We start from the raw sequence: 22,561 nt of genomic DNA, 5'->3' as shown, positions 1-22,561 counted from the left end.
AACCTGAAATTTTTATTGGAATTTTTCTTAATTGATTTGACCTGAACTGTATTCAGTAAGCCTTTTTCAACCGTGGTGGAGATCACCACAGTTGAATTTTGGCATTGGTTAATCAGTTGTGGTGCTATTTACCACAACTGGAGTTCGTGAATTACATTCAGTCGTTGTGATGTACACCATAACTGGATTTTAGAAATTTTACCCAACCGTTGCGATCTCCACAACGGTTGAATTTTAGAATGCTAATTGCATTTTTCTATTCCGCAGAAAAAAAACAGTATTTGATTTTTCAGCATTTATTTTCAAGTAAAAAAGCATGTTTGCGGAACAGAAAATAAGCTAAAACCCCCGTAAAATGGGGGTTTTTATTATGTTTTTCAGACAGATTCAGTTAAACGGTTGCGCAGCCAGCGTGCAGCCGTAGCTATTTCACCGGCGCATAAACCTATAGGGCCGGTATCATTGGCAGCAAGAATATCTGCCGCAGCACCATGTAACCATACTCCGGCTGATACTGCCTGCTCCGGTGGGATTTGCTGAGCCAGCAAACTGCCGATTATGCCGGCTAAGACATCACCGCTACCTGCTGTTGCCAGTCCCGGATTGCCGGTTTCATTTTGCTGTATCTGTCCATGAGGTGAAACAATCAGACTCTGATGACCTTTTAAAACTATCCATGCTGAATATTTTTGCGCCAGCTGGCGTGCGGCCTGATAACGGTTACTCTGAATTTCACTAATACTGCATTGCAGTAAGCGTGCTGCTTCTCCCGGATGCGGTGTTAAAACAACATTTTGATTATTATGCCTGCCAGTCAGCAAAGTAGGCTGCTGAGCAAGTAAATTCAGTGCATCGGCATCGACTACCATCATATGCTTCTGTTGCAGACATTCAGTCAGTGTTGCCAGTGCCGTAGTTGAGGTACTCAGACCACAGCCAATCACCCATGCGGTAATATCGGAACGGTGTAAAAGCCGTTCAGCGGTATTTAACATAATTTCTGGCTGCTGGCTTAGTATTGGCATTGGTAATGCCGGTTGCTGAAAACCAAGCCATACTTTACCGCAGCCACAATGCAGTGCAGCTATTCCGGCCAGAATAATCGAACCGGCCATGCCTTCTGAACCACCCAGAATACCCAGCGTGCCAAACGTACCCTTATGGCTCTGAGACGGACGCTGCTGACATAATGCAGGATACTGTCTGTTTGCCTGCCGTTGCCACTGGCTGAGAATATTTTTATCAATCTGAAAACTGTTCATTATCTGTTTCCCGTTATCACTGCTTAGCGCAGTAATTGATCCAGCAGAGCATTTTTAAGCTGCAATTGCTGTTGAGTATCGGCCAGTTGAGGCGCATATACCAGAAAACTGTCTTCTACCCGTTCATCCAGAGTAGTGATTTTGGCAAAGCGAATACTGATATTTAAATCGGATAAAACAGCAGCAATGTTGGCAAGTAAAAAACGCCGGTTTGCTGTAATAATGTGCAGGCTGTACCAGCCGGGATTATCTTCTTCATCAATACTGATTCGCGGTGCAATCGGAATATGACGGCTACGCCGGCTCAGACTGGCCGGATTGCTCGCAGACATCGGCAATTTACCATTTACAAACTGATTAAGCGCCAGCTCGGTTTTATTCTGTATGGTGAGATAATCATTCGGGTTGAGATTCGGCGGAAATTGCAGAATAAAAGTATCCAGAATAAAGTTGTGTTCGGTGATATAGGCACGGGCAGTCAGAATGTTCATTCCTGCTTCACTGAAAACCGAAGCCAGCTCAGTGAAGAGTTTCGGGCGGTTAGGCATATAAACCATCACCTTCAGGGTATCATTATCCGGCAGCATCTGGCTGTGTGCCTGAGCCTGCTGTTCATAATTAATAATTTTTGATAAATGCCATAAAATATCCTGCCACTCATGGCGGGCAAAATAAGCCTGACCGAGAATATGCCACAATTGGCGCTGCTGTGATTCGCTGATGTGATATTGATTTAACTCATGCATTGCCTGTTGCCGGCGGTCAAGAATAGTCGTGTGCCGGTTGCTTTGTTTACCATTGAGCTGATGCAGCGTGGCTTTATATAAATTTTCCAGCAAACTGGCTTTCCATGAATTCCAGATTTTCGGATTGGTGCCCCGGATATCTGCTACGGTCAGCAGATATAAAGCAGTGAGCCGTTCAACAGTTTTAACCTGTTTGCTGAATCGGGTAATCACTTCAGGGTCTTGAATATCTTCTTTCTGCGCTGTCATAGACATTAGCAGATGCTGTTCTACCAGCCACGCCAGTAAATCGCTTTCTTCACTATCCAGAAAATGATCTTCGGCAAAGGAGCGGGCATCGGCTACGCCTTTTTGTGCATGGTCACCACCACGGCCTTTGGCAATATCATGAAACAGTGCAGCCATATACAAAATATGTTTGCGTGCAAAAGTATGCATTAATGTTGCGGCAAAAGGCAGTTCATGGCTGTGCTGTTCCATAGCCAGACGCCGCATATTGCGTACAACCATTAAAATATGATCATCTACCGGATAAATATGAAATAAATCATGTTGCAGCAGACCGACTATTTTTCCCCATGCCGGCAAATACCGGCCGAGCACACCATACAGATTAATAAAGCGCAATAAATGAGTCAGACCCTCTCCGTGTTTGAAGAATCCGGCAAAGCATTCGCGATTTGCTGGATTCTGATAAAACTCTTCATTCACTAGCTGGTGTGCAGCTGCCCACCATACACGCAGGGTTTTTGGTGCCAGACCAATTATGTCATTGTGTTCCTGAGCAACACGTAAAATGGTAAATATATGCTCAGGCTGTTGCGAGAAAAGTTCAAGATTATGCACTGCCAGCATATTACCTACCTGATAATAATGCTGATCCAGATTAACCACTACACGCGGCAGAGAAGCGTAAACACGGTCGCGCAGCATAGGTACCAGAATACCACTGAGTTGTTTCACGCCTTTTAGTGCACGATAAAAATCATGCATTAGTTTTTCACTGGCCCGGGAATTTGCATCATCGCGATAGCCAAGATTCTGTGCTACCTGAGTTTGTAAATCAAAAATCAATCTGTCTTCAGCCCGTCTGGCAGTCAGATGCAGCTCAATACGGATTCTGGCTAGCTGTTTCTGGCAGCTCAGTAACAGCCTGGCTTCAGTTCGGTTCAGAATAGCATTTTTCATCAGCTGATGAATCTGAGGAGGTAATCCCTGAACTTTTGCCAGCCACAATAAAGTATGAATATCGCGTAAACCACCCTGAGTGGTTTTTACATTGGCTTCCAGCAGACTGGCTTCACCGGCCGCTTTGGTATATCGTTGCCGCTGTTCCAGTATTTTACCTTCGATAAAAGCAGCCACATCCCGCTGTAAATCAAGCTGATGAATCAATTCAGCAGCCAGATCCTGCCGGCCGCATAAATACCGGCTTTCCAGTAAGGCTGAATCACCCGTTAAATCAACCCGGGCACTTTCACATAACTCATTAATTGTTCCCACCTTAGGGGCGGGCTGTAAATGGATATCCCATAATATTTGAATAAAAGCACCAATTTTTTGCTGAATATCGTCATCAATCGGATTCCTGCTGACAATAGCAATATCCATATCCGAATACGGATACATTTCGCCGCGTCCGAATCCACCTATTGCCAGCAGACACATTTCTTCGCCGGCAAACAATTCCTGCCACAGTGTGGACAGCACATCAGCAATTATTCCGGTATGCTGGCGAAAATAGACAAACGGATGCCTGCGCTGCCGGTATATTTCTGCCGCTTGTTGTTTGTGCTTGTGTAGCTTGTCCGACAACTGAGTAATAAGTGCTGAAGATGACATAATTAATAGCCGTGTGATTGAGATTGACGATATACGTTCTGTATCGGGCGAATCTGATTCAGCCTTGCCTGATCAATTGCCTGAGCTATCTGCTGCGGTTCAGCCACTGTCCGGGCAATTGATGCTGCATCAATTGCCATTGCCGCAGACTGTAAATTTAGCCAGTGCTGTTGCTGAGGATATGGCTGATGTTCAAATCTGAGGCGTCCGCGTATATCAGCGAGGCATACACGCAAAATTTGCCTAAATCGATCTGGACGGCGCAATGCATCGGTTTTTTTTAGAATATCCAGTGTCGTTTTGGGTTTAAGCTGGCTGACACTATGTAACCTGATATGATATTCACATACCAGTAATGCCAATTGCGCACAGGCTTTGGGTACCTGCCAGCGCCGGTTTACCGCTTCTACGGGTTTTATTCCGGCATAATCATGTCCGGGGTGGCGTGGTAATTTATCTACCGGAGTCAGTGCTTTGCCTAGATCATGAGTGAGAGCAGCATAACGTTCTTCCAGTGAATAATCATTTTCAGCAGCATATTGCAGACACAGTAAAGTATGCTCACCGGTATCTATTTCAGGGTGGAAATCAGCGCGTTGCGGTACGCCGAATAACGCATCAACCTCTGGTAAAATTACTTTCAGCGCACCGCAGGCACGTAAAACGTCTATCATCAGCCGCGGATTCTTTTCCATCAGCCCTTTAGCCAGTTCCTGCCATACCCGTTCGGCAACCAGAGCATTTACCTCACCATTATTTACCATCCGACACATCAGTGCCATAGTTTCATCGGCTACTTTAAATCCATAACGCGCTGCAAATCGGGCAATGCGCAAGATACGTACCGGGTCTTCTGCAAAAGCAGGGCTGACATGACGTAATATACCGCAGCGTAAATCAGCCAGCCCGTTATACGGATCAATCAGATTACCCGATGCATCTTCGGCCATAGCATTAATGGTTAAATCGCGTCGTTGTAAATCCTGCTCCAGCGTCACATCTGCCGCTGCATGAAAAGTAAAGCCATTGTAACCGGCAGATACTTTACGTTCGGTACGTGCGAGCGCATATTCTTCATGAGTTTGCGGATGCAGAAATACCGGAAAATCCTTGCCTACAGGCTGATACCCGGCTTCCAGCATTTTTTTTGCATCTGCGCCAACCACTACCCAGTCGCGGTCGACCACCGGCCGCTGCAGATACTTATCTCTTACTGCACCACCAACCAAATAAATTTGCATATAAAATATAAAAAAGTATTAACAGAAAATAGATGATTATTGTGCCGCAGTCCAATCAGCTTGTTAACTGGTTTTTTGCAAATAGGCAGCTGGCAGTTCCGTCAGCCAGCATTAATAAGCAAAACAGCCTTTGGAAAAGAGCAGGCTGAATCCAAATCATCTTAAAGAATATTTAACAGGCAGATAAATATCTGCTGTACGGAAATATAAAACGCTCTGCTTTAAAGCAGAGCGTCTTTAAATAATATTAATATTACATCATCAGAGCCGGAACAATCATAGCTAGTCCGGGAAAAAACGGTACTGTAGCAAAGGCAATAATCAGTAAACGTTTAAACATCATTTCCTGCTGTTTTTCTTCGGTTACACTTACCACCAGAGTACCGGCAATATGAATCGGGTTAACGACACTGAGCATAGCTGGTGCCGCACAGGCAGTCAGAATCAAAGAGATTTGCGGAGAATCGCCAAAAATCGTAAATACCATCGGAATCATCAGGCTGATAACACCCAAAGTAGAGGATTCCACATTACTCAAGAACGTAGTCAGGTAAGCGAGCATAAACAATAAAGCAATTTTACTGCTGGTCATACTGAGCAGACCTTGCTCTACCGCTTTCATTGTATCTACTTGCATCATGGTGCCGATGAAAACCAGCAGACCACTAATAACCACTACAGCATTCCATGGGATTTTTTTCACAAAATCTTTACTTTGCTGCGTAAAAAACAGCATCATAATTACTGCCAGCGTCAGAGCAGTCAGACCGACATTGGCTTTAGCAAATATCACTAATATCAGAAAAATCAATACCGCAATAGTAGAACAGATTGCATAAAATGGCTGTAACTGATGGTTATCACCATTTTCCTGTTTAATTGGTTTTAGCAGTACAAAGCCTTTTTCAGGCGCTTTAGAATCACTTGTTTCGACTACTCTTTTATCCTGAAATACAATTTGCAGTGCAATAACCAGCACAAAACTGATTAACATTCCCGGAAACCAGACCAGCCACGGACTATACTCAACATGTGCTTTTTTTGCTGCATCCAGAATAACCTGACCAGTAGGATTAATAGGTGAAAGTGCACCGGTATTGGCACCAATAATTGCTGCCATTTCACAGATGAAAAATAATCTGGGATGTTTTCTGCCTAAAGCAGCAATAACCGGAACCAGCAACGTTATCGATGCCGTAGAAAAGGCACCGGCTGTCGAAATCGCAAATCCGATAAAATAGCCAATCCAAGGAACAATATTAGTGCGATGCCCCATTTTTGCGTAAATCTGATCTGTAAACCAGCTTAAGCCACCGCTTTTTTCCAGATGAGCAAAAAGTAAGGACACACCGATTAACAGCGTTACAATGGCTCCGGGAAAATGGCTGAGTACATCCTTGCTGCTCAAGACTGTATTTGTATCAGAACCCTCAGCAATTACAGTTGTCGCCATAACCATTATCGCCGCAGCACTAAAACCTAAAAGACCAATATTGACATGTCGCCAGACTGCCAGAACCAAAATCACAACCAGTAATATAAGCGATAAAATTTGTGGTAAGTTCATAAAGTGTCCTGAATGGTTATTGTTTCAGAATGAATATGCTGAAAATCGCACAATAAATAACATTTGTATTTATTTCGGATTCAGAGAACTCTTCAGCCTGCAGCTAATATACGGATATCATTAAATTGTCATATAATTAGATTTAAAAAATATATATTCTTTATAAAATAATATAAAAAATCACTTTTTATGTAAAGTAAAGTATAGGATATCTTTTTTAATGTTAAATCAAGAAGAATAAATCTGTTAGTCTGAATTCAGATATCTATATACAGTACTGCCATGAGAATCCTGTAACCGGCCTTAACAGGAGCCAAACGGCAGCATTTAACTTAAAGCTAAAGCATCACCGCCGGCAAAATCATTGTTAATCCCGGAATAATCGGAACAATGAAAAAAGCAATGGTTAGCAGGCGCCTGAACATTGCATCCTGCTGCTTTTCATCGGTATAACTTACCACCAGCGTACCGGCAATATGAATCGGATTAATCACACTGAGTAAAGCCGGTGCTACACAGGCAGCCAGAATCAGCGACATATGCGCTAAACCGCCGAATATCGTAAAAATCATAGGTGTCATCAGACTGATCACACCAATAGTAGAAGATTCAACATTACTCAGACTGGTAGTTAAATACGTAATAATGAATAATAAAATTATCTGATTGGTAGTCATACCGAGTAAACGGTTTTCTAATGCATCCATGGTATGTACCGACATCATCGTACCAATAAACACCAGTAAACCACTGATTACTACCACAGCATTCCAGGGGATATTTCTGGCTAAATTTTTACTATATTCCGGAAACAGTAACAGCAATAATACAGCCAGAGAAATTGCTGTTAATCCCACGTCAGTACCTGCAAATACCACCAGAGTGATAAAGAGCAATACAGATAATGTTGAGCAGATTGCATAGGCAGGATTCAGTTGTCCTTTATCATTATTATCAATAGCAACTGGTTTCAGTAAAGCCAGACCACGAGCCGGTTTTTTTCCATTCGTACTGTCCTGCATGCGACTAGGACTAAAAATTATTTGCAATACCAATACAGTACTGACACTAACTATTGTGCCCAGTAACCATAACAGCCATCCGTTAAAATTGACCTGGGCATGATTTGCAGAGTCACGAATAACCGTACCTACCGGATTAATCGGAGATAAAGCACCAGTATTGGCACCCACAATTGCAGCGACTTCACTGATGAAGAAAGTTTTTGGCATACGTCTGCCTAAAGCCGCAATAACCGGTACCAGTAATGTAATTGTTGCAGTAGAAAAAGCGCCGGCTGTAGAAATAAACAAACCAATCATGTAGCCAACCCACGGAATCAGTAAAGTATGTTCACCAATTGCCTTATATACTTTATCCGTTAGCCAGCTCAGACTTCCGCTGCGTTCGAAATGCCCAAAAAGCAGCGATACACCAATGAGTAAAGTAACAATTGAACCCGGAAAATGCTCGAATACTGATTTAGAAGTCAGTAGGAGTGTCGAGTCTGGTGCTGTCGCTGAACCAGTTACCGCATAGAACTGTGTTGCTGTAACCATTACTGCGGCTGCACAAAAACCCAGTAAGCCAATATTTACATGCCGCCAGATTGATAATACCAATATCAGTACCAGCAATACTAAAGATAGTATTTGTGGAAAAGTCATAAAAAATCCGTAACTTATAAATTATTTAATAAATTAAATATTTAAAATGTTTAAGTTTTAATGGATCAGATTAATCATGTACTGTATTTCTTCATGGATTAATACCTTCGATGTGTGTGAACAATATATTATTTTTTCTTTAACTTTATAACTATTATCCATAACAAATATTATTATCAATTAATTAGCTTTATTCAGCCAAAATAATAATGATAAAAACAATATTGATGCTTATAGTTAATATAGGTATTAAATATCTGTACAGCCGTAAAGTAAAGTAATTTATCAGACAAACTTAAAAATTAAATTTTGATTCAGATAGTGTTTGAAATCGGATATTAAAATTTATTAATAAAAAACATAAACTAAGCATAAAAATAAAATAAAGTACATCAGTTTCGGTGTTGCATATTTATGCAGAACGTTTATCCGGATTCGGAGCAAAACCAGTTTAGTTTATCGTTTTAAGCGGAAATATTGAATCAGAGAATAAAAATAGCTTGATATTCAAAGAAGATTTGATGATTCAGACGGAACTATGATAAAACGAAATAAACAGATTAATATCAAAGTATTCAATCAATTCGGACTGTTGTAAGATTTTTTTCTGAAAAAAAGCGGCAAATAATATCAACTGATATAAGTTTGATTTTTATAATCAAGTAACATGATCAGGATTAAAGAAAAAAAAGCTGCCTGATTACATTGATACAGGCTGTAAATATAGTTTATCCGAAAAAATACATACATATAATCAGGCAGCTTAATAACAGAAAATATTTAATGTTTACCGTCTGGAGTCCTGTTTTTTAATTTCCAGGTATTACCCGGATGCTGGGTTGGAGGTGCTTTCTCATGGTCTTTAATCGTGGTAAAATTTTCCAGCTCATGACCATGCTGATCAACTTCCTGATAAATCCCGCCATTGGTTCCGGAGTTATCGCCGGGTTTAAGATTGCTCATATACAACTCCTTTTCAATAATTACCGTGAATCTACGGTAGCTTTATTATTCTTTTAAATTTTAAATAATACAAGTACTTAACTATAATTTAATTAGTTAGAATTAAATTAACACAGTAAATTCTATTTTGGTAATGAAAAGTAAATTACTTAGTGCCAATACTGCCATAATAATGTCGGTTCTGCTTATACCGGATAAAATGAATAAAAAATATAAATTGCTTAAAGACGCTTGAGCTTTTGCTATCCGGTATCTGCATCGTTTTCGGTTACAATACCTGTTTGCAAAGAAAAAAGTAAGGAAGTGTATGACATGCGCTCAGGTGCGTGATTACTTGCAAACGCAAGGCTTGGAATTACCAGAGCAGGAAGTCCGGATGGCAATGCTGGTTGCGCAATCTGTACTGGAGCTTGCTCAGGCAGAAATCGATATGTCTGTGCTATGGTATGAAGAAAACGGATTTAGTCTGGCTCGTAAATTCAATTTAAGTCCAGATTCACTATACCAGATTCATCCGGCAGACTTATTTACAGCCAATGAGAACAGTGCATATACCTTGCGCCAGCTATATCTGGCTTTAGATTCAATATCAAGCCGGCATCATAATGATGTATTTGCTTTATATTTATATGAAGGAAATAATGAAGCAGGGGAGTTATGCCGGCTACTGGCACGCGGGTATCATTTTCCCGCTGTATTAAGCTGCGATCAGCAGCAGGTAAATCAGTATTTATTTGCACGTACAGCTTCTACTGGCTGGCTGAATCAGATAAATAATGTACAAATGTGGATTAATGACAGCAGTCTGACAGGAGAGCAAAGCGGGGCTTCACAGCTGGCTGTTCCTGTTACCGGTGAAGAAGGGCAAGTACTGGGTGTATTGTTTGCTGCTCATCAGCAGCAAGATGCCATTACCGATACGGAACTTATCGACTGGATTGCTCTGGCAATGGTAATTACACCACTGATGCATAATTTGCATAATGCTGCCACAACACATACCAAGGGATAAATATTATGTCAAAAATATATCAAAACCAAATACAAGATAATAGTCCTGTACGCTTTATTGCTTCCTGCCGTTTACCAACGCAATGGGGTGAATTTATCATGCACGGATTTGAAGATGTACGCAACAGGCAGGAACACATTGCTCTTACCGTAGGTGATATTTCTACAGGAGAAGATATACTCGGACGAATTCATTCTGAATGTCTTACCGGTGATGCTTTATTTTCCAAACGCTGTGATTGCGGCCCTCAGCTTGAAGCTGCGATGAAAGCAGTACAGGAGGCAGGAAAAGGTGTAATTATTTATTTACGTCAGGAAGGCCGGGGTATAGGTTTACTGAATAAAATCCGGGCTTACAAACTTCAGGATGAAGGGCTGGATACCGTAGAAGCAAATCTTGCTTTAAATTTACCCATCGATGCCCGTGATTTTTCTTTGGCCAAACATATTCTTGATCATCTTGGCATACAGTCTGTACAGTTAATGACCAATAATCCGCAGAAAGTCGATACACTAAAAGCACTCGGTATTCATGTAACTAATCGTGTTCCCTTACATGTCGGACAAAATCCTGAAAACCGGCATTATCTGCATACTAAAATGGAAAAACTCGGACATTTTGCGGATTAATCTGATTAAATGACATCGAGGATGTTCTCCATAATATTTTTGCAATTAGTTAAATATTATGGATTAAATTTAAAATCTTAGAAAACAGTTACTGTGAAAACTGCAATTGTCTGCGGAAAATGAAATAAAGGCAAAAATTGCAACTGAATGTTTTCAAAAGCTTTAAATATTACGTGAATCACAATCTGAATTATTTTTGAATGTAGCATATCATTCTGTTAATACTCTTTGATTCACATCTGGTGATATCACCAAATACAATCAACTCATCAGTATCATTACCCATAAATAATAAATTATCCCCTGAAATTTTATACAGGTAAAATTTCAGGGGATGAGTGTAATGTTTATGTTCAGATGAAGTTTATGAATCTTCTTAGCTTAAATAACCAGTTTTAATTTCTCTCCATGATAAACGATTGATGCTGACAGGGCACATAACAACCCCCTCAATCTCAAATTTTTCACCTTTATCATTCATCCCAAAAGGTTTTTTTCGAAAACAATTATTTGGTTGTCTTCGCTTTTTAGGATCTTCCTCTTTACCTGAACCTCCGGCATCCAAAGCATCAACAAATCCATCATTTGTATTTGAAACCATCATTCCAATAGCTTCATCCATTTTAGAACTGTTAGCAAGTGAAAAGTCTGAGTTTACTACAATGTGTGCGTCGTTTTCGGTTAATGCTCCGCCTGTAAGTGCATTAAACTGAGTAAGACGACTAACAAGATTTGTTTTTTCAACCATTGTTGAATCTTCACAAGGATCATTCAATTTACCATTTTGGCTAACGGAGTATGATTTTGTCATTACAATACCTGTTGTTATTAATTTTTGTACTGACTCTGTTACGCGTTCTCCGTCTTTATTCAGGTTAAAATACCAGCCCTTATCTTTTTCTGATGAAAAAGGTTTGTTGGTCAGATAACTATAATCATCCTTATATGTCATAACCTGTTGCACTAACGAACTTTTGTTAATTAACATATTTGTTTGTTCGTTGTAATTATCGTAAATTCCATACATGGTTTGTTGCTGCAAACTATCACGATCAGACTGATAAATATCACTTCCTGTTCCAAATACAATGACCAGTTTGTTTTTTGCTAAGGGATCTTTCAGGTTTTCGGCAGCTCGATAGACAGCCGGAGCAACCGTTATAGGTGCATTAGCTGAAAAAATCTTTTTTACAGTCCATTTGTTTGGATTCGGATTTCTGAAATCAAATCTATAAAGATTCCCTTTATAATCACCAGCATATGCAAGGTCGGTAATCCCGTCACTATTGATGTCCACAGCTGTAGGGCTGGACAATCCGCCACCATCTTTTGATGCAATCATTTTACTGATTAGTGTACCTTTAGGATCACCTGTTATTTGATAACTCTCTACGCCTACATCAACACCTAATGCATCATAGATATACAATGCGGATTCATCATTAGAATCTTTAGAGTTATAACCACTACTGATTAAAGCTGTTTGACGAAGATGGTCTGTTATTGTTGTATCTGATGCATTTGTATCTCTGTTAACCCTTATTCTCGCAATCGCCGGCTTACCAATAGTATAGCCGAACTGATTATTTACACCGCTTGGTGTCTGAAACAGCGATACATTGTTATACCAACCAGCACTGCCAATATTATCTGCAGCAATATTGTTACCAGTAACGATATCCTGTCCGCCAATATTAATAGCAAAAGCTCCGCGCCCTGCCTGTCCCATTGTTGATACCATAAATATTTGGTTTACGCCTGGTTTGTCTTCTCTGTCGGAGGTTTCTCTTACTACGATCCCCCCGTTTAATAGATATCTGTGAGGATGTTTAGAATCTTTACCATAATCATTATCTAGCATATCCTTATAATAGTGACCAACTATATCACTTCCATCACTACTGTCCCGTTCAATAGACATTGGCATATAATTAAATTTAAGATCATACGGATGATTCGAATTATCTGCTGCACGGAAAACATATACCATTCCATCATTAGCCGAAGTGACGAGATATTTCTGTTTATTAAACTCAATTCCACCTGCTGTTACAATAGTATTATCAATAATATCACCCATATTACGGGCATTATCCGGTCGCTGACGATAACCTAAAACGAAGCCATCCTGCTTAATTTTGTCATCATCTTTGGCACGGCTCAACCAAGTGAGCAGACCATCAAGCCATTCTTTTTTATTTTTATCAGCATTCGTACTAATTTCAAATGAGTTATTATCCAGGCCTTGATCTGGTGTCAGATTTGAATATAAATAAGTAGTCTTGCCATTATTAATTAATAGCTTTCTATTAGTAAAAGATGGTTGCACTTTACAATCATTTTTATCGACTGTTTGTCCTTTGTCTTTTGAATTTTTATTAGTTAAATCATGTATGCAAATCTGGCTACTCCAGTTACCGGTTTCAATTTTAGCTGTAATGCCCAGATCATTTGTTGATGAGCTTGAAATACCCATACTTGGAGCATTTGTCGTTACATTAATTACATCAGTTTTTACTTCTTTATTAATTTTGTCAAAAATAGTTTTAAATGCTGCTATGATTTCATCTCTAGAATTTGCGTTAAAGAAATTACCTTTAGGATGAAGTCCTTTTGGTGTTGCACCATTTTCGAGATAGAAATAAGCACGATCATCTCTATCATCATCTTTTATTTTATCATCCGGATCGATGTTAGCAAGTGCAAATCCGATAGTATATGTTTCAGCAATTTGATAGAAGGGTTTCTTTGTAATATTATCTATTGAATTCCACGGTTTGCCTGCATCATCAGTTGTGCGCAAATACTTTGAAATCCCCGGCGTTACAGCACCACCACTTCCTGAATAATAATTTTCGCTATATATATACGGACCAAAACCAACTGGAATTCCATCTGGCTTTCCAGTGTCTGTATGAGCTTTTGGGTCTGCTAATTTATCTGTATAAAAACCCAGTCTGTCTATCATCTGAGGCGCATCTCTTTTTCTAAAAAAAGTATCTCTCTCAGCACTTGTAGCGAAATTTTTGTCAAAAAATTCATCTAAATCTTTGTTTGGTTTGTTAGTGAAGTTTTTATCTGAAGTTGAATATTCAGCAGTAGCCAGACCATCACTTAAGAGGATAATATAAGATCTTTGACAACGGTATTTCAATTGATTCATGACCAGATTTCTTGCAACTACAGGGAACTGTCGAGTAGTTGGGGTACCGCATGGTGCATCTAACTTATTTATTTTCTCAATCATTGTTTTAAATTCAGATGGATTAGAAGTATCATGAAAACTATTATTCCACTGGTTTGTTTCGCTGCATAAAGGACGTAATGCGAAATACATTTTATCCCGATTGTCGGTAACTATAGTATTGAGAATTTCTTTAGCCGCATCTATTCTTTTGTATCTCTTACACTTCCATCCTTCGTTTTTAGCAAGAAGTGCTTCTTTTTGATCGAAAGTTAAATTCAATTTCCAGCCAGGTCTGCCGTCCCATAAATCACTCGCTGTTCCTTGAATACATTTATAAAAATAGCGTTTTCTAGCTGGTTTTCTAGTTGGATCATTTACTAATCCTTTCAGCATACTACCAGAATCATCAATAAATAAAGCAATATTAGGCTTTACGTTGTAAGCTTCCTGAGTAATAGATTTTTGCTGAAGTCGTAAAGGTGTATCCGCGAAAGAATTTGCTGTAGCATAAGTATATGGTGCCATAAGAATACCTAAGGCTCCAGTAACAGCTGAAACTAAAACTTTTTTACCTTTAGGAAATCTGGGTTTCCTGTTATTTTTAATCGCAGTATTCATGCTTTACCTTGCTAAGCTGATAATAGATGTTAAATAGATTCAGGCGAAAATTAAATTTCGCTAAAATCAACATACGAATTTTAATGTTATATTGTTTGATAATATAAGTAAAAATAATCTATAAGTCAATAAAATTGAAATGTATTTCATTGTGTAATTAAATCTGTGGTTTATATATATAATATTTCTCTTAAATTGACTTTATATAATTATGTATGTATCTAAAAATTAAAATTTTAAAAAAAATATTAATTTTATTTGGCTACATAAAAGGAATGTTTTCTGATTGAACCGAATTTATTGGTATTTTGTATATTTGTTATAAAAATGCCGATTAAACTATATAGCTTAATCGGCTAAATAAATTAAAAGTTGTAATTAATATAAGTTTGATTAAAGATAACTTTCTTTTATTTCACGCCATGAAATCCGGTGAATTATGATCGGACAACGCGGAACATTAATAGTTAATTTATTCCCGTCTGTTGTCGCTGCTATCACGGCGGCACGCGAGCAGTTTTCCACCGGAGGAGATTTTTCAGTTAATGGCTTCTGGGTATATGAGCCGCCGATATCGATATTATTATTGCCTGAAACGGTAAAACTAAAAGGTCCTTCCGTACTCACGCTACTGCCAGCTGGCGCTGCTTCATCAAAGACAAAATTCGGATCTGTGCTTTGTAATGCGCCCCCGGTTTTTACATTAAACTGAATTTTACCGGTGGTAACGGAGTTACGCTGGACGACAGAAGTAATTTTGCACGGATCAGGCAGTTTATTTTCTTTTTCTACATTATAAGTGCGCGATAGCACTGCGCCAGCATAAGAAACAATTATCGGTTTGGTTACAACACGCTCACCGGTGTTTTCTTTGAGATTAAAATACCAGCCTCGATGAACTGCCGGGTTTAGCGGATAGTTACTCAGTAAACGGTAATTGCCGGCTTGGATAAATTCTTGTTTTACCAGACTGCTTTTGCTGATTTCGTGCACTTCTTGCTGGCTCAGATCGTCATAAATGCCATATACACTTTGCTGATCTTTATTTGTCAGGTCTGACTGATAAATATCGCTGCCTGTGCCAAAAGTAACAATTGCTGTTGGTATTTCGCTATTTGTATGCTGTGCTCCTTTTGCTTTAAGAAGAAATACCCCGGGTGCTGAAGTGATGGGGCCATCAGCAGTAAAGATTTTATACACTTTCCACTTTGACGGATTAGGGGCGCGTAAGTCAAACCGGTACAAATTACCCTGATAATCACCTGCATAGACAATATCAGCTACGCCGTCTCCGTCTATATCGATCACTGTTGGGCTGGAAAGACCGCCACTGCCATTAGGAGCAACCAGTTTGGCAATTAAATCTCCTTTTTTGCTGCCGGTATGGATATAGGCCTGAGTGCCTACATCTATTCCTAGTATGTCGTAAATATATAAAGCTGATTCAGGTGAGGGTTTGGCAGCGATATCCTGAGCCAGGGACGGGGAGTAGTTATAGCCATTGCTGATAAATGCAGCTTGACGTATATGGTCTGTAATAGATGAATCTGAGGCATTAATATTTGAATTGACCCGCACTCTTGCAATGGCAGGTGTACCGACAGTATAACCAAACTGATTGTTTTTTCCGCTGGGTGTCTGGAACAGGAAAACATCCTCATACCAGCGGGACGACTGCATGTTGTCTCCGGCTAATGGCCTGCCGGTAATAATATCGTATCCGCCGATATTGATGGCAAATGCGCCTCGTCCCGCTTGCCCGAGGGTAGAAACCATAAATATCTGCTGTGGCCGCCCGTTGCTGCCGTCGGTCTGCTGTACCGCCATGCCTCCGTTAAGCAGGAAACGATGGGGAAAATTATCATTAGCGCCATATTTTTTGCTGGTTAAATCCTTGTAATAGTGAGCAACCAGATCAGAACCGTCATTACTCTGCCTTTCAATACCCATTGGCATGTAATTAAATTTTAAATCATAAGGAAAATTGGAATTATTGCTTGAGCGGAAAACATAGACCATTCCGTCATTAGCTGATGTAATCAGATACCGCTGGCGGTTATTTTCTATATTGCCGGCTGTAAGAATCGGATTATCTATAATATCTCCTAAATCCCGCGTATTCCCGAAGTCTGGCAAAGAGCGGCGGGTACGATAATCCAATACAAATTCATTTTTTTTCTGAGTATCCGCAGTCAGTGAACGGTTTAGCCATGCTAGTAAGCCATCGTGCCATTCATTACGATTTTTATTATTGTTACTGATTTTGAATGTGCTGTTATTAAAGCTGTTCAGGCTTTCGTTAAAGAGATGTGTATATTTACCATCATTAAGCAATAATTGCCGGTTGCTGTATGTAGGCTGCATCGGGCATGAGCTGCTGTCATTTTTGGTATTGATATCGTAAATACAAATCCTGCTGCTCCATGAGCCGGTTTCAACCTTGGCGGTAATCGACAGATTGCTCAGGTTGGTATTGGAAATGGCTACAGTCGGAGCTGTTGTAGTAGTCTGAATGGTTGATGCGGTCATTTCTCCTTTGATGGTTTTAAATATTTTTTCAAAAGCGCTGATAATTTCATCACGGGAATTGGCGTTAAAGAAACGTCCGTCAGGGTTGGTTGTTTCATTGTATTCGCCACTTGGCGTTGCGGCATTTTCCAGATAAGGAATGGCGATTTTGGCTTCGTTTGTATTACGCTGCCCGAGACCTACTCCGATGGTGAATGTTTGTGCAGTTTGGCGGAAACGTTTTTTTGTTTTTGGATCAACTTCATTCCACGGCTGACCCGCATCATCAGTTTTTTTTCGCACTGGTGAGGCATTAATGGATTTACCGGTTGAGCTATAGTAATCACTGGTGTAGATGTAGTCGCCAAAGTTATAGTTATTGAGCCTGTCTGTATAGTATTTCAGACGCAGCGGTTTATTGGTATTGTGATTGCGGGCAAGAAAATTTAAGCGATCGTTATTAGTTTCAAAATCCCGATCAAAGTAGCTATCGTAGCGTGAATCTGTATTTTTGGTGAAATTTTTATCTGAAATAGAATATGTATTATCAGCTTCACCATCACTTAGCAAAATAATATAAGATTTTTGGCAGCGATATTTCAGTTTGTTTATTACCAGATTGCGCGCAATAACAGGAAACTGGCGTGTAGTGGGGGTGTCGCATGGTGTCTCCAGTTTTTTGATGTTATTTAGCATGCTTTCATAATTGGCCGGATCAGAAGTGTCATAAAATTTATTGAATTTTTTCTGGTCACCGGTGCCGCACATCGGGCGAAATGCAAAGTACATATCATCATGATATTTTTTGATGATATCTGTCAGTACTTCTTTAACGGAATCAATACGCCGGTAGGTATCACAGCTATATCTGACTTCTGAGGTATTTTTGGGTTTTTTTGTAAATCCGTATTCATAACTACCAAATGGTGGCCATTTGCCCCCTTTACCATCCGGATTGGGAATCCATTTACTCACCCGACATTTATAGGTAATCGGTACGATGTTCATAGACATACTGCCTGAATCATCGATGTAAAAGGTAACATTGGGTTTAACGCTATATGACGAAGTAGTAATGGATTTACTTTGCAGATGCAGCGGAATATCAGCAAAGATATTTGCCGCAGCCAAAGCTGACGGAATAGCAAAAAGATTAAAAAAGCCCAGGACTGTGCAGCACAAGGTTCGACCGGATGTGATGTGTTTTGCTCCGGTAATTTGGAATTTATCTTTTTGTTTTTTCATGGAATTCCTTATTCAGTAGCATCTGTTGCTTACTTTTAGTAAATTCTTAGGCAATTAAGCTTTTTATGTGACAGACAGAAAATAAAATATGAATGTGCAGCTGATTGTCAGAGAAAATATAAAGATTCAAATAAAGGGTTATATTTAACTTTCCGGTAATAGTTACTCAGGAAAGCTCTCAGTCATGCTTCTGATTCAATACCGATGGCATTAATATGCTAAATAACTTATTTAGCAATTTTATGCTATTAATGTTTGAATCTGAAAAATTAAAATTTATAGTTTATTTTAGAAGAAGATTGATTAACTTTGATTAGTTTATGCTAATAAATTAGCGTAAAATTTATAATTATTGCTATTTATCTATTTTTATCATTGTAAACTGTTATTTAATTTTATATAAATAATTTTTTTATTTCTATTTAATAAATATTTAAAATCATTATTTTAATGTTATTAATTTATTTTAAAATTAATTTTATGGATTTTTAGCAATTTTATTGCTTAGAATATGATAATAAGCGTTTGTTGCTGTAAATATTGTATTTGGTTTTATATATTTTTTTTAATTTTAGGTGAATATGAAAGTATTGTTTGATATAACAAAAGTTCTATATGCCTTGGTTTGTTTTGCAGGTATATAGAATATCGTTTTCCACTTTCAATATAGAGATAATAGGGAAAGGAACAGAATTTTATATATTGAATATCTGAATCAAACAGGGCATCTAACCCATGCTATTGGTTAATCAATAACAAGTTTCAAGTGCCCTAAAATTTAAATTTAAAAAACAGTAAACTAAAAAAAATGTGCAACATTGCAATAAAAAGGGCTTGCTGTGTTTCTTACTCTGTGATTAAATACGCGCCTCGACAGCACAGGGTGATTAGCTCAGTTGGTAGAGCGTCTGCCTTACAAGCAGAATGTCGGCGGTTCGACTCCGTCATCACCCACCAGTTTTCTGTTTTATGCATTGCATAAAACTTGCGCGGTGGTAGCTCAGTTGGTTAGAGTACCGGCCTGTCACGCCGGGGGTCGCGGGTTCGAGCCCCGTCCGCCGCGCCAATTTCATATTTGCTGTTTTCTTTCTTAGGGGTGATTAGCTCAGTTGGTAGAGCGTCTGCCTTACAAGCAGAATGTCGGCGGTTCGACTCCGTCATCACCCACCAATATTTTTTTCTCCTGATTTCTGATTCAATTAAATTCTTGATTGTTAGTTAGCTATTTGTTTGCTGTTTTTTATATGCAATCAAACTATCTGTGCTGGTGGCATTCATAGCAGATAATCAGTTTGTAATATTCAGGCTGTTATTATTTTATATTGGGCACTAAGAAACCTCCCGGTATTTATGTTCATTCACAGCTCATTTGCATCTGTCTGTATATGCTTAAGATATTTCACTTGGCACAATTTGCAAACTAACCTATAATTCATCGCTCAATCTTTTACTGATTGATTGCGGATATGGCGAAATTGGTAGACGCACCAGATTTAGGTTCTGGCGCTGAAAGGCGTAAGAGTTCGAGTCTCTTTATCCGCACCATCGAATTTTAAAGATATCTTATAAGCTAAGATATCTTTTTTTATTTCTACTCAGTCTGTCTGAACACTAACTAAAAACTATTTAGAAATTTGTTTTATCTGCTGTCAATTTTGTATTTTAAGTATAATTATCTTTGGTAGGATATTCGAATTTGCCAGAATTGGTAGTTAAATTAATTTTATATATATGTTGTTAGCTTTTATTGACAGGTATTGATACAGATATATAGTTTATGCGTAAGGTATGGTTTACGGATAAATAATATTTATCAATAGGTAAAAAAAACAGTATATTGTAGATATTGTCTGACTGATTTTGAGCTTATTTGTCAGTTGAAACAAAAATGCACCATTATATAAATTTAAATGGTGCATTTTTATTTTGCTGATATGTTTGTTTTAGTTACATGGTTTCAAGTGTATCTATACCTAATAATGCCAGACCCTGTTGCAAGGTTTTGCCGGTAAGGCTGGTGAGCTGCAACCGGCTATTGCGAGTGGCTTCGTCTGCTTTCAGTATCGGGCAGGCTTCATAAAAGCGGCTGAACAGGGTGGCAATCTGATACAGATAAGCGGCGAGATAGTGCGGATAAGAGGTATTGGCAACACTATCCAGAACATCTTCAAATTTAAGTAATTCTACAGCCAGTTGCTGTTCCATGGCTTCGTTCAGGGTAATCGCGGCATTGTTATCCCAGGTACCTGCTTTGCGAAAAACACTTTGTACGCGGGTATAGGCATATTGTAAGTAAGGAGCAGTATTGCCTTCGAAAGAGAGCATGCTGTCCCAGTCGAATATGTAATCACTGGTACGGTTTTTGCTTAAATCTGCATATTTAACCGCACCTATGCCTACGACTTCACCTATATGCGCGATTTCATCGGTACTCAGTTCAGGATTTTTGCTGGCAACCAGAGCAGATGCACGTGTTACAGCTTCGTTTAGTAAATCCATTAATTTTACAGTGTCACCGCTACGGGTTTTAAACGGTTTGCCGTCTTTACCCATCATGGTACCGAAAGGTACATGTTCCGCATGCACGGTATCAGGCAGCCATCCGGCTTTACGGGCAACTGTAAATAATTCATCAAAGTGCAGGCTTTGGCGTGCATCCACAACATATAACAATCTGTTGCCGTGCAAGGTATTAATCCGGTAACGCAGGCAGGCTAAATCGGTACTGGCATACAGGAATCCGCCATCTTTTTTCTGAATAATAAATGCTGCCGGTTCATTATCCTGATTTTTAAATTCATCCAGAAAAACAACTTTAGTACCGTCACTGTCAACGGCAATACCTTTGGCAAGAAGTTCATTTACAGTTGATTGTAACTGATCATTATAAAATGATTCGCCGGTTACATCGGCCGGTAAAAGTTTTAGGCCAAGTTTTTTATAGACCGCCTGAGCATGTTGCAAAGAGGTCTGTACAAACTGTTGCCACAATGCCAGAACGCTGGCATCTCCGCTTTGAAGTTTAACTACGTAATCACGTGCTGTGTCGGCAAAGTTTTTATCTTCATCAAAGCGTACTTTGGCATTACGATAGAATTGTTCTAAATCCGCCAGTTCGAGATCTGCACGCCCGTTTTGCTGTTGTTCTATCAGGTAGGCGACCAGCATACCAAATTGTGTGCCCCAGTCACCTACATGATTTTGGGCAATAACTTTATGTCCGAGAAAAGTAAGTACCCGGTTGAGGCTGTCTCCTATGATGCTGGAGCGTAAATGACCTACGTGCATTTCTTTAGCCAGATTGGGTGAGGAGTAATCTATAACTATTGTTTGTGGTTTGCTGTTTCTGGCAATGCCCAGATGCTCATCCTGCAATGAGGTCTTAATATATTGTGCCAGTTTTTCAGGACGAAGTTTTAAGTTAATAAAACCAGGGCCGGCAACTTCTGCTGTGGCAATCAGTGGGTTCTGCTGTAATGCATCGGCAACTCTTTGTGCCAGTTCGCGAGGGTTTTGTCTGGTTTTTTTGGCGGCACCCATGACGCCGTTAATCTGATAATCGCCAAAGTCACGATTTTTGGCTGGTTGCAGAATAATTGGCTGGTCTGTGAGCCCGTTTGCGCTAAATGCTTGTTCAACTTCAGCTGCAACTAGTTGATGTAATTTCATGTTAGTCTGATAAATAGGAAAATGGCTAATTTTCGCATAAATAAGCGTAAATCGCATTAGCGCAGCACAATGAATAAACGGACTTGACGGGAATAATGCCTGAATTAGTTAAGAAAAATTTTCTGTGGTTATAGCGGTTATAAAATAGTTATATAGGGGTTAGGATTGTTGTTTATAATAAATAAATTAAATCAAATATTTATATAAGTATATATAGTTGAATTATCGAACTTTTCATACATAGCTAGATTATCGATAACTCCAAATTAAAAAATTAAATAAATCATAATATTATAAAAATATAGTTGAATTATCGAATTCTTCATACATAACTGAATTATCGATAACTCCAAATTAAAAAATTAAATAAATCATAATGTTGAAAAAATATAGTTGAATTATCGA

Annotated in this window: 11 protein-coding genes and 4 tRNA genes; 6 read left to right on the top strand and 9 right to left on the bottom strand. The window is 39.1% G+C overall.

The features are described 5' to 3' along the window. Positions 1 to 377: 377 nt before the first annotated feature. From H3V01_RS04925 to H3V01_RS04900, 6 genes are all read right to left on the bottom strand, one after another. On the bottom strand, positions 378 to 1,262 hold the full coding sequence (locus tag H3V01_RS04925; RefSeq protein ID WP_198186140.1) for an NAD(P)H-hydrate dehydratase: 885 nt from the start codon (positions 1,260 to 1,262) through the stop codon (positions 378 to 380). A 23-nt stretch (positions 1,263 to 1,285) separates the two neighbouring features. Next, a complete protein-coding gene (glnD, locus tag H3V01_RS04920; protein WP_084550226.1) occupies positions 1,286 to 3,850 on the bottom strand; it encodes a [protein-PII] uridylyltransferase in 2,565 nt (854 codons plus the stop codon). A gap of 2 nt (positions 3,851 to 3,852) precedes the next feature. Further along, complete coding sequence (locus tag H3V01_RS04915; protein WP_198186139.1) at positions 3,853 to 5,091, bottom strand: multifunctional CCA addition/repair protein; 1,239 nt, start codon at positions 5,089 to 5,091, stop codon at positions 3,853 to 3,855. A 253-nt stretch (positions 5,092 to 5,344) separates the two neighbouring features. Continuing rightward, positions 5,345 to 6,658: an SLC13 family permease gene (locus H3V01_RS04910; protein WP_198186138.1), complete on the bottom strand. Its 1,314-nt coding sequence runs from the start codon at positions 6,656 to 6,658 to the stop codon at positions 5,345 to 5,347. 338 nt (positions 6,659 to 6,996) lie between these two features. Continuing rightward, positions 6,997 to 8,325 carry an SLC13 family permease gene (locus H3V01_RS04905; RefSeq protein WP_198186137.1) on the bottom strand — a complete coding sequence of 443 codons (1,329 nt, stop codon included), beginning with the start codon at positions 8,323 to 8,325 and terminating at the stop codon, positions 6,997 to 6,999. 780 nt (positions 8,326 to 9,105) lie between these two features. After that, positions 9,106 to 9,288 (bottom strand): hypothetical protein, encoded by a 183-nt coding sequence (locus tag H3V01_RS04900; RefSeq protein ID WP_084563753.1) that lies wholly within the window; start codon positions 9,286 to 9,288, stop codon positions 9,106 to 9,108. 307 nt (positions 9,289 to 9,595) lie between these two features. Here H3V01_RS04900 and H3V01_RS04895 point away from each other — a divergent pair, with 307 nt between their 5' ends. Next, positions 9,596 to 10,300 (top strand): hypothetical protein, encoded by a 705-nt coding sequence (locus H3V01_RS04895; protein WP_198186136.1) that lies wholly within the window; start codon positions 9,596 to 9,598, stop codon positions 10,298 to 10,300. Between the two features lie 5 nt (positions 10,301 to 10,305). Continuing rightward, positions 10,306 to 10,929, top strand: coding sequence for a GTP cyclohydrolase II (gene ribA / locus H3V01_RS04890; RefSeq protein ID WP_096766269.1), 624 nt, complete (start codon positions 10,306 to 10,308; stop codon positions 10,927 to 10,929). 376 nt (positions 10,930 to 11,305) lie between these two features. Here the strand turns inward: ribA and H3V01_RS04885 are convergent, their stop codons facing one another. Both H3V01_RS04885 and H3V01_RS04880 read right to left on the bottom strand, forming a co-directional pair. Continuing rightward, positions 11,306 to 14,734, bottom strand: a complete 3,429-nt coding sequence (locus H3V01_RS04885) for a PilC/PilY family type IV pilus protein (protein WP_198186135.1) — start codon at positions 14,732 to 14,734, stop codon at positions 11,306 to 11,308. 393 nt (positions 14,735 to 15,127) lie between these two features. Further along, entirely contained in the window at positions 15,128 to 18,487 is a 3,360-nt protein-coding gene (locus tag H3V01_RS04880; protein ID WP_198186134.1) for a PilC/PilY family type IV pilus protein, read from the bottom strand. 881 nt (positions 18,488 to 19,368) lie between these two features. On the opposite strand from H3V01_RS04880, the gene H3V01_RS04875 reads away from it, so the two are divergent. From H3V01_RS04875 to H3V01_RS04860, 4 genes are all read left to right on the top strand, one after another. Next, positions 19,369 to 19,444, top strand: a tRNA-Val gene (locus H3V01_RS04875). 32 nt (positions 19,445 to 19,476) lie between these two features. Further along, positions 19,477 to 19,553, top strand: a tRNA-Asp gene (locus H3V01_RS04870). 28 nt (positions 19,554 to 19,581) lie between these two features. Beyond that, positions 19,582 to 19,657: transfer RNA gene (locus H3V01_RS04865), tRNA-Val, on the top strand. Between the two features lie 290 nt (positions 19,658 to 19,947). Further along, positions 19,948 to 20,032, top strand: a tRNA-Leu gene (locus H3V01_RS04860). A gap of 402 nt (positions 20,033 to 20,434) precedes the next feature. Here H3V01_RS04860 and argS read toward each other — a convergent pair. Next, positions 20,435 to 22,156 (bottom strand): arginine--tRNA ligase, encoded by a 1,722-nt coding sequence (gene argS, locus H3V01_RS04855; RefSeq protein ID WP_198186133.1) that lies wholly within the window; start codon positions 22,154 to 22,156, stop codon positions 20,435 to 20,437. Positions 22,157 to 22,561: the final 405 nt, after the last annotated feature.

Origin of the sequence: Snodgrassella sp. M0351, assembly GCF_016100575.1 — a bacterium.
Lineage (GTDB): Bacteria > Pseudomonadota > Gammaproteobacteria > Burkholderiales > Neisseriaceae > Snodgrassella > Snodgrassella alvi.
Note: the sequence above shows the minus strand (reverse complement) of the source record. Positions and strands in the feature narration are given on the sequence as shown.

Excerpts from the sequence above, each read along its gene's own strand:
- H3V01_RS04925 (WP_198186140.1), bottom strand. The coding sequence starts at position 1,262 with ATGAACAGTTTTCAGATTGATAAAAATATTCTCAGCCAGTGGCAACGG.
- glnD (WP_084550226.1), bottom strand. The coding sequence starts at position 3,850 with ATGTCATCTTCAGCACTTATTACTCAGTTGTCGGACAAGCTACACAAG.
- H3V01_RS04915 (WP_198186139.1), bottom strand. The coding sequence starts at position 5,091 with ATGCAAATTTATTTGGTTGGTGGTGCAGTAAGAGATAAGTATCTGCAG.
- H3V01_RS04910 (WP_198186138.1), bottom strand. The coding sequence starts at position 6,658 with ATGAACTTACCACAAATTTTATCGCTTATATTACTGGTTGTGATTTTG.
- H3V01_RS04905 (WP_198186137.1), bottom strand. The coding sequence starts at position 8,325 with ATGACTTTTCCACAAATACTATCTTTAGTATTGCTGGTACTGATATTG.
- H3V01_RS04900 (WP_084563753.1), bottom strand. The coding sequence starts at position 9,288 with ATGAGCAATCTTAAACCCGGCGATAACTCCGGAACCAATGGCGGGATT.
- H3V01_RS04895 (WP_198186136.1), top strand. The coding sequence starts at position 9,596 with ATGACATGCGCTCAGGTGCGTGATTACTTGCAAACGCAAGGCTTGGAA.
- ribA (WP_096766269.1), top strand. The coding sequence starts at position 10,306 with ATGTCAAAAATATATCAAAACCAAATACAAGATAATAGTCCTGTACGC.
- H3V01_RS04885 (WP_198186135.1), bottom strand. The coding sequence starts at position 14,734 with ATGAATACTGCGATTAAAAATAACAGGAAACCCAGATTTCCTAAAGGT.
- H3V01_RS04880 (WP_198186134.1), bottom strand. The coding sequence starts at position 18,487 with ATGAAAAAACAAAAAGATAAATTCCAAATTACCGGAGCAAAACACATC.
- argS (WP_198186133.1), bottom strand. The coding sequence starts at position 22,156 with ATGAAATTACATCAACTAGTTGCAGCTGAAGTTGAACAAGCATTTAGC.